Raw genomic sequence first — 14302 nt, forward strand, 5'->3', positions numbered from 1 at the left:
GAGGTTACGCCGGCAGCAGCTTCAGCCGCCGCAACAGCTCGCGCTCCTCTTCGAGTGTACGGGCCATCTCGTCGCGATAGGCGGACCCGTCGAGCAGGATCAGGGGTTGATCCATATTGTCGAGGAACTGCAGATGTTGCGGCTCCTCGGCGGCCGCGCGGAAGGCATCGGCCAAGGTCTTCACCACGGCGGGATCCATGCCGCGAGGGCCGATCAGGCCGCCGGGACTGTCGACAACCACGTCGAAGCCGAGCTCGCGTACCGTCGGGGCATCGGGAAAGCGCTTCGCCCGCTCGGCGGTGAAAACCGCCAGAAGCCGCAGCTTGCCCGCCATGACCATGGGCGCCCAGCCGGAGGATTCCGAGGCAAAGTCGATTTCGCCGCCCAGCAAGGCGCGCATCGTATCGGCCGTGCCGCGATAGGGTGCATGTGTCCAGGACAGACCCTGCGTCATGCCGAGCCGCTCCATCGCGAGATGCTGGGTCGAGCCGATGCCCAAGGTGCCCCAGTTCAGCTTGCCGGGGTTGGCTTTGGCATAGGCCAGCAGTTCCGGCAGCGTGTGCCAGGGCGCATCGGCCCGCACCACGACGCCCATGACGAAGCCGGTGATCTGCAGGATGTAAGTGAGATCCTTGATCGGATCGTAGCGAAGCTGCGCATTGAGCAGGGGTTGGCGCAGCACTCCCATATGCATCTGGGAGATCGTATAGCCGTCGGGCTTTGCGTCCTGCAGCGCCAACACGCCCAGCACGCCTGCAGCACCACCCTTGTTCTCGACGACGACCGGCTGGCCGAGTTTCTTCGCCGCCGACTCCGCGAGGATGCGAAAGCCACCATCCGCCGGCCCGCCGGCGGCCCAAGGAATGATCAGCTTGATGGGCCTGTCGGGAAAACGTCCCTGAGCCCTCGGAGATAACGGCGAAGCACCTGCCGCGAGAACAGACATGCCGGCGGCAAGCGCGGTGCGCCGCGTCATCAATTGCTTGTTGCGAGCCATAGTCTTCGTACTACCCCCCCGTTAGCTCGACTCTGGCGCACCCACCCTGACTCTTGCAAGCCGGGCTGGAAGCTGCGTGAGCGCCGATCCGCGCAGGTCAGGGGAACTTTGGCTCAGGCTTCGTCGCGAGCCAGGCGCGGGCATCGGCCTCCCTCTTGAACATCTTGGCCGGCCGTTTGGACGGCGAGATATTGACGAACCGTTTGAAGGCCGTCCGTGCATCTTCGCTCTCGCCGACGACTGCCAGCGGCCCACTGTCGAAGTTGGACGTATAGGCGCTCAAACGTGCGCCCAGCATCATGACGTCGTGGTCGTCGTAGACAGGCTCCAGACGCGTGGCGTCGAACAACTTCGAGTAGGACAGAGCGTTTGCCGTGACGATGGCGTCGAAATGCTCCTCCATGTGCTTGAGGGTGACCGGCCCTTCCGCGATGACGTGCACGAGCTTTTCCGCATGAAGGATTTCCCAGCGCAACGGCATCGCCCGGTCCTCTCTCGTGGCCCTCTACCCCGCGGACTGCCGTCTATGAAACTCCAACTATCCCCGAGAGGACAAGCCGATATTGGCGAAAGCGCATTCCGGGCAACGTTCCACTGCGCAGGACGTTATGGGGGCGACAATTCCGGTGATCCGATTGTCGAACGGCTTCGTAGAATGCAAACTTGGCCCCTTGCCGATAGGATCCGAATTTGAGTCTCGTTGCCTTCTTGATTTTGGTTGTCGGTGGCGGCCTCCTGATTGGCGCCTTCACCGCGCCGGGACCCTGGTTCGATCAGCTTCTCAAGCCGTCGTTCAATCCACCCGCCTGGGTGTTCGCCCCGGTCTGGACTGTGCTCTACATCATGATCGCCGTCGCCGGATGGCGAACCTGGAAGCGATCGCCCGAAGCACCCTGGAGTGGCCTATTGATGTTGTGGGGAGCGCAGCTCGCCCTCAACTTCCTGTGGAGCCCGATCTTCTTTGCCGCCCATCGCATCGACCTGGCGCTGGCGGTTATCGTACTCCTGCTGGCCACCATAGTGGCCTTTATCGTCGCCGCTCTGCGCAGCAACGATCGGATATCGGCCAGCCTATTCGTACCTTACGTCTTGTGGGTAGGCTTTGCGACCGCCCTCAACTACGGCTTCTACAGGCTCAACGGGGCGGGCTAGACGCCTCCGTCGGCCTGCTCCGGGCGGCCCTTAGTACGGCAGGCCGTAATAGCCCGGATTGCCCCACTCGCCCCAGTCCCAGTCGCTGTCGACCTGAGCGTCCATCGCCGTGGGGCTGTAGGGATCGTCCTGGTAGTTGGCCTTCATGGCCTGGGCGATCATCTGGCGGGACGCTTCCTTGATATAGGCGTTGTAGGCGTCCTGCGTGCCCATGTAGAGGCAGCCGCACATGGTCGGGTCGGCATACAGCCAGACCGTCTTGCCCTGGTAGGTCTTGCGCGTGAGCTTGTGCGGCGGCAGCTTCTTGAATGAAGCCGCCTGACCCGGCGTCTTGAGGGAAACGATCTTGAAGCCCGAATCCGCCAGCATGTCCTGCTTGGATTCCGGCTTGGACGAGCAGGCCGCGGCGGCGGCGCCCACCGCCAGGATGGCAAGGATTGTCCTGATCGGCTTCATCTCGTCCCCCTCTGTTGCCCCTGTTAGGCGGCGACCTTGAGCCCCGCCTTGGCGTCCTCTTTGATCATGTCCGCCCCCTTCTCGGCAATCATGATCGTGGGCGCGTTGGTGTTGCCGGAGGTCACGGTCGGCATGATCGAGGCGTCGATCACGCGCAAACCGGCCAGGCCATGCACCCGGAGGCGATCGTCGACCACGGCCATCGGGTCGGAGCCCATCTTGCAGGTGCCGACCACGTGATAAGTCGTCTGGCCGGTGCGGCGGGCGAAGTCGAGCCATTCGTCGTAGCTCTGGACCTTGTCGCCAGGGTTGTTCTCGTAGGCGATGTACTTGGCGACTGCCGGATGCTGCAGGATCTTGCGGGCGATCTGCATGCCGGCGACCGTGCAGTCGCGGTCGGTCTGGCTCGACAGGAAGTTCGGCCGGATAGCGGGCGGCGCGCCAGGCGTAGCCGACTTGATATGGATCGAGCCGCGCGACTCCGGCCGGCACTGACCGATGACCACCGTCATGCCGGGTTCGGCCTCGAGCAGGCGGGTCGCCGCCGTACCGTAGCTGGCATGGGCCATGTGGAACTGCATGTCCGGGCCTTCGAGGCCCGGCCGTGTGCGCACGAAGCCGTATACAATGCCGGCGGTCCAGGTGAGGATGCCGCGACGGGTCGTGTAGTACTTCACGACCTCCTTCACCAAATTGAGGCCGCGCGACTGCTCGTTCAGGGTGAACTTGTTCTTCACCCGCCAGTTCATGCGTGGCGCGAAGTGATCACCATAATTTTCGCCGACGCCTTTCAGCTCGTGGCGCACCTCGATGCCGTGGGTCTTGAGCAGTTCCGGCTGGCCGATGCCGGACAGCTCCAGTAGCTGCGGCGACTGGACGGCGCCGCAGGAAACGATGACCTCGCGGTTGGCCCTGGCCTGCTTCTCGCGACCGTGCACGGTATAGGCGACGCCGACACAGCGCTTGCCCTCGAGCAGAAGGCGGCTCGCGAGCGCATCGGTCTCGATGTCGAGGTTGGGACGATGGCGAATCGGATCGATGAAGGCACGCGCCGTCGACCAGCGCTTCCCGCCCTTCATCGTCGTCTGATAGTAGCCGAACCCTTCCTGCTTGCCGTTGTTGTAGTCGGGGTTGCGCGGATACCCCAGGCCCGCGGCCGCATCGATAAAGGCGTCGCAGAGTTCGTGACGCTCGATCATGTCGGCGACGTTCAGCGGGCCGTTCTTGCCGCGGCTCTCGTCGCCCTTGCCTTCGTAATGTTCCGACTTCTTGAAGTACGGCAGCACCTGATCGTAGGACCAGCCGCGATTGCCCTGCTGTGCCCAGGTATCGTAGTCGAGCGGCTGGCCGCGTACGTAGAGCATGCCGTTGATCGAGCTCGAACCGCCCAGCGTGCGGCCGCGCGGACAGGGAATGGCGCGACCGGCGACATTGTCCTCGGGCTCCATCTCGAAGGCCCAGTTGAACTTGGTGCCGCGCATGAGCTGCGAGAAGCCGACCGGCACGTCGATCCAGATAGACTTGTCGCGCGGACCGGCCTCGAGCAGCAGCACCTTGACGTTGGGGTCTTCGCTCAGCCGCGCCGCCAGCACACACCCAGCCGAGCCACCGCCTACGACGATGTAATCCCAATCAGCCATGATACGTCCGCTCCCGCCCTTATTTGTTTGGCGGGTGCAGTCTAGCGCAGATGACAGGAAACGTGATGCCCCGGCGCGATTTCGCGTAGCGGTGGTGATTCTACCTTGCAGCGCGCCTCGGCATAGGGGCAACGCGTGTGGAAGTGGCAGCCCGACGGCGGTTTTACGGGGCTCGGCACGTCGCCCTGCAGCACGCGCTTCTGGCGCTTGACGGCAGGATCCGGCACCGGCACCGCCGACAGCAATGCCTCGGTATAGGGATGCTGGGCACGCGTGAAGATCGAGCGCGTGTCGGCATATTCGACGATGCGGCCGAGATACATGACCGCGATCTGGTGGCTGATATGCTCCACTACCGCGAGGTTGTGCGAGATGAAGAGATAGGAGAGCTGGCGCTCCCGCTGCAGGTCCATCAGCAGGTTGATGACCTGCGCCTGGATCGACACGTCGAGCGCCGAGACCGGCTCGTCGCCCACGATCAGCTTCGGCCCCAGCGCCAGCGCGCGGGCGATGCCGATACGCTGGCGTTGACCACCCGAGAACTGATGCGGGTAGTTGCTCATCTGCGCCGGCCGCAGGCCCACGCGCGCAAACAGCGCCGAGACCTGTTCCTGCCTCTCCTTGGCGTTCGCCACGCCATGGACCAGCAGCGGTTCGCCCACGATGTCGCCTGCCGTCTGGCGGGGATTGAGCGAGGAGAACGGGTCCTGGAAGATGATCTGCATCTGCCGGCGGTAGGGCCTGAGCTCCGCCTTCGAGAGGCCGGTGATCTCCGTGCCATCGACCTGGATGGAGCCCGACGTGGGCTCCGTAAGCCGCAGCACGGCGCGGCCGGCCGTGGTCTTGCCGCAGCCCGACTCGCCGACCAGTCCCAGCGTCTCGCCGGACTTGACGGAGAAGCTGACACCATCGACCGCATAGACGTGGCCGACGGTACGACGAAGCAGTCCCTTCTTTATCGGGAAGTGCTTCTTGAGGTCCTTGACCTCGATGACGGGGGCGTTTGCGCTAACCATTGGTGTGCCAGCAGGCGGCCCAATGACCGGACTGCTTCTCCTCATAAGCGGGCCGCTCGCGGCGGCAAAGATCGTCGGCGCGCTGACAACGCGGTGCGAAGGCGCAGCCAGCCGGCAGGTCGAACAGCGGCGGAACGATTCCGGGAATCTCCTGCAGCCGCTCCTGGCTGCGATCGGTTTGGCCGCGCATCAAGTCGAGACGCGGGATCGAGGCCAGCAGGCCCACCGTGTAGGGATGCAGCGGATTGCTGAACAGCTCGCCCACCGTCCCCTCTTCGACCTTGCGGCCGGCATACATGACGATGACCCGTCGTGCCGTCTCGGCGACGACCCCGAGATCGTGGGTGATCAGGATCACGGCGGCGCTGAACTCGCGCTGCAGATCGACGATCAGCTCCAGGATCTGGGCCTGGATGGTGACGTCGAGGGCAGTTGTCGGTTCGTCGGCGATCAGCACCTTGGGATTGCAGGCGAGCGCCATGGCGATCATGGCGCGCTGGCGCATGCCGCCCGAGAGCTGATGCGGATATTCCTTGGCGCGCTGCGCCGGCTCGGGGATGCGTACCAGATCGAGCATCTCGACGGCGCGCTTCAGCGCCGCCTTGCGGTCCATGTCCCGGTGCAGGATCAGCGCCTCGGAAATCTGCTTGCCGATGGTCATCACCGGATTGAGCGACGTCATCGGCTCCTGGAAGATCATCGAGATCTCGTTGCCGCGCACGGCGCGCATCTCTTCTTCGCTGATCTTCAAGAGATCGCGGCCGCCGAGCTTGATCGCGCCCGAAACGATACGGCCCGGCGGGCTCGGGATCAGGCGCATCAACGACAGCGCCGTCATGCTCTTGCCGCACCCCGATTCGCCGACGATTGCCAGGGTCTCGCCGGCATCGACCTGGAAGTCGACGCCGTCGACTGCCTTGACGATGCCCTGTCGCGTATAGAACCAAGTACCGAGGCCTTCGACCTCCAGAAGAGAACTCATCTACGCTGCCCTCAGGTACGCTGGCGGGGGTCGAGGATGTCGCGCAAAGCATCGCCCAGCAGGTTCGTGCCGAACACGGTGAGGCTGATGGCGACGCCCGGGAAGATAACCAGCCACGGAGCCGTACGAACATACTCCGCAGCCGATTCCGACAGCATGCGGCCCCATGACGGATAGGGCTCGGGAATGCCGAGGCCCAGGAAGGATAGCGAGGCTTCGGTCAGGATGGCCGAGCCGAGCTGTGCCGTGGCCAGCACGATCAACGGCGCCAGGGTGTTCGGCAGCACATGACGCACCGCGATGCGCACCTCGCCCATGCCGACGGCGCGCGCCGCCTCGACGAAGGGCTGCTCGCGGAGCGACAAGGTGCTCGACCGCACGACACGGGCCACGCTCGGTACCAGCGGGATGGCGATCGCAAAGATGGTGTTCTCCAGCGACGGCCCCAGCGACGCGGCCATGACCAGCGCCATGACAAGCAGCGGCAGGGACTGCATGATGTCCATCACGCGCTGCGTGGCGAGATCGAACCAGCCGCCGAGATAGCCGGACATCAACCCGATCGAGACGCCCAATACACCACCCAGCAGAGTGGCACCGGCGCCGACCGCCAGCGAGATGCGCGCGCCGTAGACGATGCGGCTGAACATGTCGCGGCCCATGAAGTCCGCGCCCAGCCAATACTCGGCGCCGGGCTTGGCCAGCGAGAATTTGGCATTGGTCGCCGTGGGATCCATCGGCGCGATGACGTTGGCGAACGCCGCCGTGAAGATGAACAGCAGAACGATCAGCGCTCCGACGGCGCCCAGCGGATAGCGGCGCGCCAGGAATAGGATCTGACCGCCCGTCGACGAGACGTTGGCGCCAGCGCGGGCCAGTTCGGCGTCGTGGTTGATAATAGCCATCGAAGCCCCCTCAGTCCGCGAACTTGATGCGCGGGTCGAGGGCCATGTAGGCCATATCGACCAGGAAATTCACCACCACCACGATGAAGGCGATCAGCATCACCAGGTTTTGCACGATGGGATAGTCGCGCCACAGGATCGCCTCGACGAGGAACCGCGCGACTCCGGGAATATTGAACACGGTTTCAGTGACGATCAGGCCGCCGACTAGGAAGGCCGCCTCGATGCCGATGATGGTGACGACCGGCAGAAGAGCGTTGCGCAGCGCATGCTCGTAGTTGACCGAGGTCTGCGACGCGCCCTTGGACCGCGCGGTGCGGATATAGTCCTGGCGCAGGACCTCGAGCATCGAGGAGCGGGTCAATCGCATGATCAGGGCCGAGCTGCGGAAGCCGACCGCCGCAGCGGGGATGCTGAGCAGCAGCACCTCGTCTATGAAACTTCGTGGCTCGTTGGTGTAGATCGGAATCATGCCGAACCACTGCACCGAGGCCATCAGGATCAGCAGCCCCAGCCAGAACGACGGCAGCGACAGGCCGCTCAGGCTGACGACGCGCAGCATATAGTCGAGGCCCGTATTCTGGCGCACCGCGCTGATGACGCCGAGCGGCACGCCGAGGATCACCGAGAAGAACAACGCCAGTCCCGCCAGCTTGGCGCTGATCGGGATACGTGGCGCGATCTCCTCGATCGCCGGCCGCTCGGAGACATAGGCGAAGCCCAGGTCACCGCGCGACAGGCCACCGATCCACTGCAGGTATTGATCGAAGATCGGCCGGTCGAGGCCGAGCTCGGCGATGATCTTGGCCTTCTCCTTCGGGTCGGCAATGCCCGCTGAATCCACGAGGATATCGGCGACGTTGCCCGGCACGAGACGCAGCATCACGAAGATCAGCACCGACATTCCGAAGAGTGTCAGCACCATCAGCAGAAAGCGGCGAGTTAGATAGGCCCCCATCTTTTCCTTTCCCTAGCGGCGGCTGTAAGAGCCGCTCAACGCTCTAACCACATGTCTTCGAAGCGCCAGCCGTTGTAGATGCTGTTGTGCTGCAGCACGACGCCTTTCAATTGCGGTGTCCAGCAAGTATTGGCGACGTTGTGCACGATGACCGGCCGCGCGCCATCCTCGGCGAGCTTCTTCTCGATCTCCCAGACGATCTTCTTGCGCTTCTCGCGATCCACCTCGCCCGACTGCTGCTCGATCAGCTTGTCGATCTCGGGATTCTTGTAGGAGGTGTAGTTACGGTCCGACGTCGAATAGAAGTTCTCGTAGAAGTTCGTGTCCGGATCGTCGACGCCCAAGCCCGTCAAATTCATGCCGAGCTGGTAGTCCTTGCGCTGGATCTTGGTGTACCAGACCGTCGTGTCGATCGGGTCGAGTTCGGCCTCGATATTCACGTGCTTGAGCTGGTCGATCAGGATGACGGCCGGATCACGGTAGATCGCGATATTGCGGGTCGACACCTTGACCTTGAGCGGCTTGTCCTTGGTGTATCCAAGCCCCTCCATGATCTTGCGGGCTTCCGCACGGCTCTTCTCGACGTCGGTGGCAAAGCCGGGCAGCGTCTGCAGCATCTCCTTGGGCATCCCCCAGACGCCGGCCGGAGGCGGCAGCATGGCCGCACCGCTCAACGCATGCCCCTGGAACAGGATATCGTTGAACGGCTTCTGGTCGATCGACAGGGCGATTGCACGACGCACCTCGGGCTTGTCGAAGGGCGGCGCTTCCGGATTGATCAGGATGTTCTGGTTGACGTTGCTTGGCCTGCCTTCGCAGACGGCGTCGGGCTTCTGATTCTTGATGTCGTTCAACAGCGGGAAGGTGACATCGGAATCGAATGTCATGTCGAATTCGCCCGCAGCGAAGCCCAGCATGCGAGTGCTGCGGTTGGGCACGATCTTCCAGTCGATGGCATCGAGATAAGGCTGTCCCTTCTTCCAATAGTCGGGATTGCGCACCAGCTTGATCGCTTCGTTGCGCTTGAAATCGACGACCTTGAAGGGGCCGGTGCCGATCGGCTTGGAACGCATGTCCCGGCCCGATACATGGCAGGCGTAGACGGGCGAGTAACCGGCGGCCAACATCGACAGGAACGAAGGCTGCGGCCGATTGAGCGTGAAGGTAACCTCGGTGTCCGAACCGACCGTCACCTCCTTCAAATTATTGTACCAGACTTTGCGGGGATTCTTGCGGATCAGGTCCGACTTCTCGTCGCCCTTGCCGCTGACTGCGTCCCAGGTGCACTTCACGTCCTTGGCGGTGAACGGCTTGCCGTCGTGCCACTTCACACCCGAGCGCAGCTTGAACGTGAGCTTGGTCTGATCGGAGTTCCACGACCAGCTCTCGGCAAGGTCGGGCACGATCTTGTCGGGGCTGTTGATCTTCTCCTTCGGATCGAAGACCACGAGATTGTTGAACACCGCCATGAAGGGTTGCACGACGGAGACCGTCGACTCTTCGTGGATCGAAGCCGATGGCGGGTTATCGCGATGAGAGATGCGAAGCGTCCCTCCCTGCTTCTGTGCGAACGCAGGCGACGCAATAACAAAAGCGGCCAAGCCGCTGGCAACGACTGCCAGACGAGTATGCATGAAAATCCTCCCAGACTCGGACACGTGCGGGCGTGTTGTTTTTTCCCCGTCGCCAGGAGGCTATCACATCGTATGCAGCGGCCAAGCCTTAAAGCGCGCCCGGCTCGCTCGACGGACCTTTCAACTCGATCTGATTGCCTTCGGGATCGTCGAAATAGACGGAGGGGCCGCTGCCTTCCGCACCGTAGCGCTCGACGGTTTCGCCGACCGATACCCCCAATGGGGCCAGCCGCATGACGATAGCGTCACGATCGAATGGCTCTACGCGAAAGCATAGGTGATCCATGTTCGACGCGCCGCTTGCCCGCTCGGCAGCGATCAGATCCAGCAGCGAGGCGCCGGCGCGCATCTGCACCAGGCCCAGCCTTTCCAGCCGACGCTCTTCCTTGAAACCCAGGGCACGCTCGTAGAAGCGGACCATCGCTTCGAGATCGCGCACGCGCAGCACGACATGGTCGATTCGTTCGACACGGAAGCTCATGGTGACTAGCCTATCCTCCAAAGGACCAATGTCCAGAAATCGCATCGGGAGGAGATATGGCTATCGCAGTCAATGCCGCCAAGGCGCGGCTCAAGAAGAACGAGCTGTCGATCGGCATCGGTATCCGGCTGGTCCGCAATGTCGACATCATTAAGGTGATGAAGGCGGCGGGCTTCGACTGGCTGTTCATCGACCTCGAGCATGGCTCGATGTCGATCGAAACCGCCTGCGAGATTTCCGTGGCCGCCCAGGATTCGGGCATCGCGCCGATCGTGCGCGTACCCTATGGCGAACTCACCATGGCAACGCGCGTGCTCGATGGCGGCGCCCTTGGCGTCGTGATCCCTCACGTCGACACACCGGAGGAAGCAAAGGAGATCGCCGACAAGCTGCGCTATCCGCCCCGCGGTCATCGCTCGGTCGGCGGCGGCCAGGCGCAGTTCGACTATGCGCCCATGCCGCTCGGCGAGATGACCGCCAAGATCGACGACAACACATTGATCACCGTGATGATCGAGACACCCAAGGCCGTCGAGAATGCCGAGGCCATCGCCGCCGTGCCCGGCATCGACTGTCTGTTGATGGGGTCGAGCGATCTCTCGATGGAAATGGGTATCCCCGGCGACACCGGAAACCCGAAGATCCAGGCCGCCGTCGACAAGGTCGTGGCCGCCTGCAAGAAGCACGGCAAGTGGCCGGGCATGGGCGGCGCCTATACCGAAGAACTGCTTAAGCTCTATACCGAGAAGGGCATGCGCTTCCTGCTCTCCGGCAACGACCTGCCCATGCTCACGGCCGCCGCACGCGCGCACCAGGCGAAGGTCAGGGCATTCCAGAAATAATAGCGAGAAGGGCGCGCGACGGAAGCCGCGCGCCCTACCTTCTTAGCGTTTGCCTTCGATCTCGATTTCGATCAGGTGCGGCTTGCCCGACTTAAAGGCGGCCGCGACCGCCGCCTTGATGTCGTCGGACTTGGCGACATAGGTGCCGGCAACGCCCATGCCCTTCGCCATATCGACGAAGCCCATGGTCGGCCCCGACAGATCCATATGCATGTAGGGCTTGTTCGACTTCACATCGAAGCGGGCGCGGTAGGCGTCGATATTGTGCTTCAGCACGCGGTACTCGCGGTTCGCCAGGATCACGAACACGATCGGCAGGTCATGATGCGCCGCGGTCCACAAGGCCTGGATGGAATACATCGACGAGCCGTCGCCCGAGATGCAAAGGACCGGCCGCTTGCTCTCGGCCACCGCAACACCGATGGCCCCCGACAATCCCTGTCCGATGCCACCACCACGGCCGCTGTAATAGTCACCGGGGCCAGCAAAGGTGAAGGTCTTGAACAGGTCGAGATTGGCCGTGATGGTCTCGTCGACCACGACCACATCCTTCGGGGAGCCCGCGCGGATCTCCGCCATGGCGCGCGCCATGGACGTCGGCGTGCGTGCCCAGGCCTTTTCGACGCGGGCCTTCTGCGCCGCATCGTCGGCTTCCTTCTGGGCCCTGAGCGCGTCGCTGCGCTGCTTTGCACCGGCAACTTCCCGGGAACCCAGCGCCCCTATCAGCGCTTCAAGACCCGCGCCGACATCCGACACCACGCCGGCATCGAGCGCAAAATTGTAGGCAAGTCGCGACGGCGCGGCTTCGATTTGCAGCACCTTGGTGCCGGCAGCGAACGGCGAGCCCGGCGCGTACCACACTTCCTCGAAGAAAGGACCGCCGACCATCAGCACGAGGTCGTTGCCGGCGAGCTGCTTGGCAATGCCCGTTGCATCGAAAGCCAGGGTGCCCCGCGCCGCCGGATGATCCGTCGGAAAGGAGTTCTGGCCGCGCAACCCTTCGAACCAGACCGAAGCGCCGACCTTCTCGGTGAGCTTCACCAGGGTCTGGTGCGCGCCGGCACGGGCAATGTCGTCGCCCGCGACGATGGCCGGCGCCTTGGCTGCCGCCAGCAGCTTGGCCATCGCGGCAATGCCCGCTGGATCGGGGCGGGTTGCCGTAAAGGAATGGCCGGGCCGGCCGGCGGGCACGTTGGTCTCCTGTTCCATCACGTCGATGGGCAACGCCACGAAGACCGGACCGGCCGGCGCTTCGTTGGCGATCTTGAAGGCGCGCTGCAGGATCGGACCCAGCTCGTCTGCACGCTCGACCTGCACGCTCCACTTGGTGACGGGCGCTGCGATTGCTGCAAGGTCATGGCCGAGCACAGGATCGCGCAGTCGCAGCCGCGTGTCCTGCTGGCCCGCCGTCACGACCATCGGCGAGTTGTTCTTCCACGCGCTGTAGATGGCGCCGACCGCATTGCCGAGACCCGGCGCCACATGCAGGTTCACGAACGCAGTCTTGCCGCTCGCCTGGGCATAGAAGTTCGCGGCGCCGGTCGCGACGCCCTCGTGCAAGTGAACGATGTACTTGATCTGCGGATGATCGAGCAGCGAGTCGAGCAACGGGCTCTCGGTCGTGCCAGGATTGCCGAAGATTCGATCGACACCATGATTGGCCAGCGTCTCGAAGAAAACCTGACGACCGCGCATAGACTCTTCTCCCTTCCGCTCTGCGTCCCTGCTATGGAATCAGAATAGGGTGAGAAACACGGTATGGTCGCTCTTGTCGAGCCGCAATCGCTAGGCCTGGACGCGCTGGAAGAAACGGCGCGCCACGATCTTCTCAGGTTGAACTACCCGCCGGCCAACTGGGTGCCCGAGCGTACCGGGCCCGAAGGCAAGCGCGTCCTCGACGTGCTGGTGGTGGGCGCCGGCATGTGTGGTCAGACCGCGGGCTACGGCCTGTTGCGCGAAGGCATCCGCAACATCCGCGTGATCGAACGCAATGGACACGGCCATGAGGGCCCGTGGAACACCACGGCGCGCATGCCGATCCTGCGTTCGCCCAAGCATCTCACCGGCCCCGATCTCGGCGTGCCCTCCCTCACCTTTCGCGCCTGGTATGAAGCGCAACACGGGCGTGACGGCTGGGACAAGCTCTACAAGATCGACCGGCTCGACTGGCTGCGTTACCTCCTATGGGTTCGCCGCGTTGTCGGCCTGCAGGTCGAAAATGGAGTCGGTCTGCAAAAGGTCGAGCCGGCCGGCGATCTCCTGAAGGCGACGCTCTCGACCGGCGAAACGATCCATGTCCGCAAGCTGGTGATGGCCAACGGCCGCGACGGCGCCGGCGGATTTCGCTGGCCATCCTTCCCGTCGTTCGATCCCGCGGACCCGGCGCGCCACGGCCGCGTGTTCCACACCTTGGAAGACATCGATTTCGCCAAGCTCGTCGGCAAGCGCATCGGCGTGCTGGGTGTGCTCGCCACGGCGATCGACAATGCCTGCACCGCACTCGAAGCCGGCGCCCGCGAGGCAATCTGCTTCGCGCGCCGGCCGCACCTGCCGCAGGTCAACAAGGCCAAGGGCGTGTCGTTTCCGGGATTCCAGCGTGGCCAGGGCATGCTGGACGACGACTGGCGCTGGAAGATCTACACCTACATGCTGGCGGCCGGCTCGCCGCCACCGCACGAATCGGTCCTGCGAGCGCAGAAGCTCGCGGGATTTTCCTTCCGCTTCGGCGAGCCCTGGCTCGATCTCGCGATCGATGCCGACGGCGTCACGGTGAAGACGACCAAGGGCACGGAACGTTTCGACGTCGTGCTGATGGGCACCGGCTTCGACGTCGATATCTCGCGCGTTGCGGAACTGGCGGCCTTTACCCCCGACGCCAAGCTGTGGGCCGACGTGCGGACGCCGGAGGAAGTCAGGGCAAATGCCGAAGCCGCCCGCTATCCCTACCTCGGTCGCGGGTTCGAGCTGGTCGAGAAGGAGCCGGGCCGTGCGCCGCTGCTCGCCAGCATCCATCTCTTCAACTGGGGCAGCATCCAGAGCCACGGCGCACTGGCCGGCGACATCCCGGGATTGTTCGTCGGCGCCACCCGGGTCGTGCAGACGATCTCGCACGATCTCTTCAGCGCCGACGTCGCGCGCCACGTCCAAAACATGATGGATATAGAAGACCCGGAACTCGCGCCGACCGACTACTTCGTCGCGCGCGAGAAGCGCTCGGGCACGCTCTGAAAGAGGAAACG

Annotated in this window: 14 protein-coding genes; 3 read left to right on the forward strand and 11 right to left on the reverse strand. The window is 63.7% G+C overall.

Annotated features, from left to right (window positions below):
• Positions 1 to 4: 4 nt before the first annotated feature.
• Positions 5 to 997 (reverse strand): tripartite tricarboxylate transporter substrate binding protein, encoded by a 993-nt coding sequence (locus BN60_RS21555; RefSeq protein WP_020698228.1) that lies wholly within the window; start codon positions 995 to 997, stop codon positions 5 to 7.
• A 97-nt stretch (positions 998 to 1094) separates the two neighbouring features.
• On the reverse strand, positions 1095 to 1478 hold the full coding sequence (locus BN60_RS21560; RefSeq protein WP_020698229.1) for a hypothetical protein: 384 nt from the start codon (positions 1476 to 1478) through the stop codon (positions 1095 to 1097).
• 209 nt (positions 1479 to 1687) lie between these two features.
• Between BN60_RS21560 and BN60_RS21565 the strand changes: the two genes are divergently transcribed.
• On the forward strand, positions 1688 to 2149 hold the full coding sequence (locus BN60_RS21565; RefSeq protein ID WP_020698230.1) for a TspO/MBR family protein: 462 nt from the start codon (positions 1688 to 1690) through the stop codon (positions 2147 to 2149).
• Between the two features lie 30 nt (positions 2150 to 2179).
• On the opposite strand, the gene BN60_RS21570 is transcribed toward BN60_RS21565, so the two are convergent.
• From BN60_RS21570 to BN60_RS21605, 8 genes are all read right to left on the reverse strand, one after another.
• Positions 2180 to 2605, reverse strand: a complete 426-nt coding sequence (locus tag BN60_RS21570) for a hypothetical protein (protein ID WP_020698231.1) — start codon at positions 2603 to 2605, stop codon at positions 2180 to 2182.
• 23 nt (positions 2606 to 2628) lie between these two features.
• Positions 2629 to 4245, reverse strand: coding sequence for a GMC family oxidoreductase (locus BN60_RS21575; protein ID WP_043284207.1), 1617 nt, complete (start codon positions 4243 to 4245; stop codon positions 2629 to 2631).
• 41 nt (positions 4246 to 4286) lie between these two features.
• On the reverse strand, positions 4287 to 5261 hold the full coding sequence (locus BN60_RS21580; protein WP_020698233.1) for an ABC transporter ATP-binding protein: 975 nt from the start codon (positions 5259 to 5261) through the stop codon (positions 4287 to 4289).
• On the reverse strand, positions 5254 to 6243 hold the full coding sequence (locus tag BN60_RS21585) for an ABC transporter ATP-binding protein (RefSeq protein WP_020698234.1): 990 nt from the start codon (positions 6241 to 6243) through the stop codon (positions 5254 to 5256). The genes BN60_RS21580 and BN60_RS21585 overlap by 8 nt, the downstream gene beginning before the upstream one ends.
• An 11-nt stretch (positions 6244 to 6254) precedes the next feature.
• On the reverse strand, positions 6255 to 7148 hold the full coding sequence (locus BN60_RS21590; protein WP_020698235.1) for an ABC transporter permease: 894 nt from the start codon (positions 7146 to 7148) through the stop codon (positions 6255 to 6257).
• 10 nt (positions 7149 to 7158) lie between these two features.
• Complete coding sequence (locus BN60_RS21595; RefSeq protein ID WP_020698236.1) at positions 7159 to 8106, reverse strand: ABC transporter permease; 948 nt, start codon at positions 8104 to 8106, stop codon at positions 7159 to 7161.
• 35 nt (positions 8107 to 8141) lie between these two features.
• Positions 8142 to 9740, reverse strand: coding sequence for an ABC transporter substrate-binding protein (locus tag BN60_RS21600; RefSeq protein WP_020698237.1), 1599 nt, complete (start codon positions 9738 to 9740; stop codon positions 8142 to 8144).
• Between the two features lie 88 nt (positions 9741 to 9828).
• A complete protein-coding gene (locus tag BN60_RS21605; protein ID WP_020698238.1) occupies positions 9829 to 10221 on the reverse strand; it encodes a VOC family protein in 393 nt (130 codons plus the stop codon).
• Positions 10222 to 10277: 56 nt separating this feature from the next.
• On the opposite strand from BN60_RS21605, the gene BN60_RS21610 reads away from it, so the two are divergent.
• Positions 10278 to 11063, forward strand: a complete 786-nt coding sequence (locus BN60_RS21610; protein WP_020698239.1) for an HpcH/HpaI aldolase family protein — start codon at positions 10278 to 10280, stop codon at positions 11061 to 11063.
• A gap of 42 nt (positions 11064 to 11105) precedes the next feature.
• Here the strand turns inward: BN60_RS21610 and BN60_RS21615 are convergent, their stop codons facing one another.
• Complete coding sequence (locus BN60_RS21615; protein ID WP_020698240.1) at positions 11106 to 12758, reverse strand: thiamine pyrophosphate-binding protein; 1653 nt, start codon at positions 12756 to 12758, stop codon at positions 11106 to 11108.
• A gap of 63 nt (positions 12759 to 12821) precedes the next feature.
• Here BN60_RS21615 and BN60_RS21620 point away from each other — a divergent pair, with 63 nt between their 5' ends.
• Positions 12822 to 14291 (forward strand): FAD/NAD(P)-binding protein, encoded by a 1470-nt coding sequence (locus BN60_RS21620; protein WP_020698241.1) that lies wholly within the window; start codon positions 12822 to 12824, stop codon positions 14289 to 14291.
• Positions 14292 to 14302: the final 11 nt, after the last annotated feature.

This window comes from Reyranella massiliensis 521 (assembly GCF_000312425.1).
In the GTDB taxonomy this organism is placed as follows: Bacteria; Pseudomonadota; Alphaproteobacteria; order Reyranellales; family Reyranellaceae; genus Reyranella; species Reyranella massiliensis.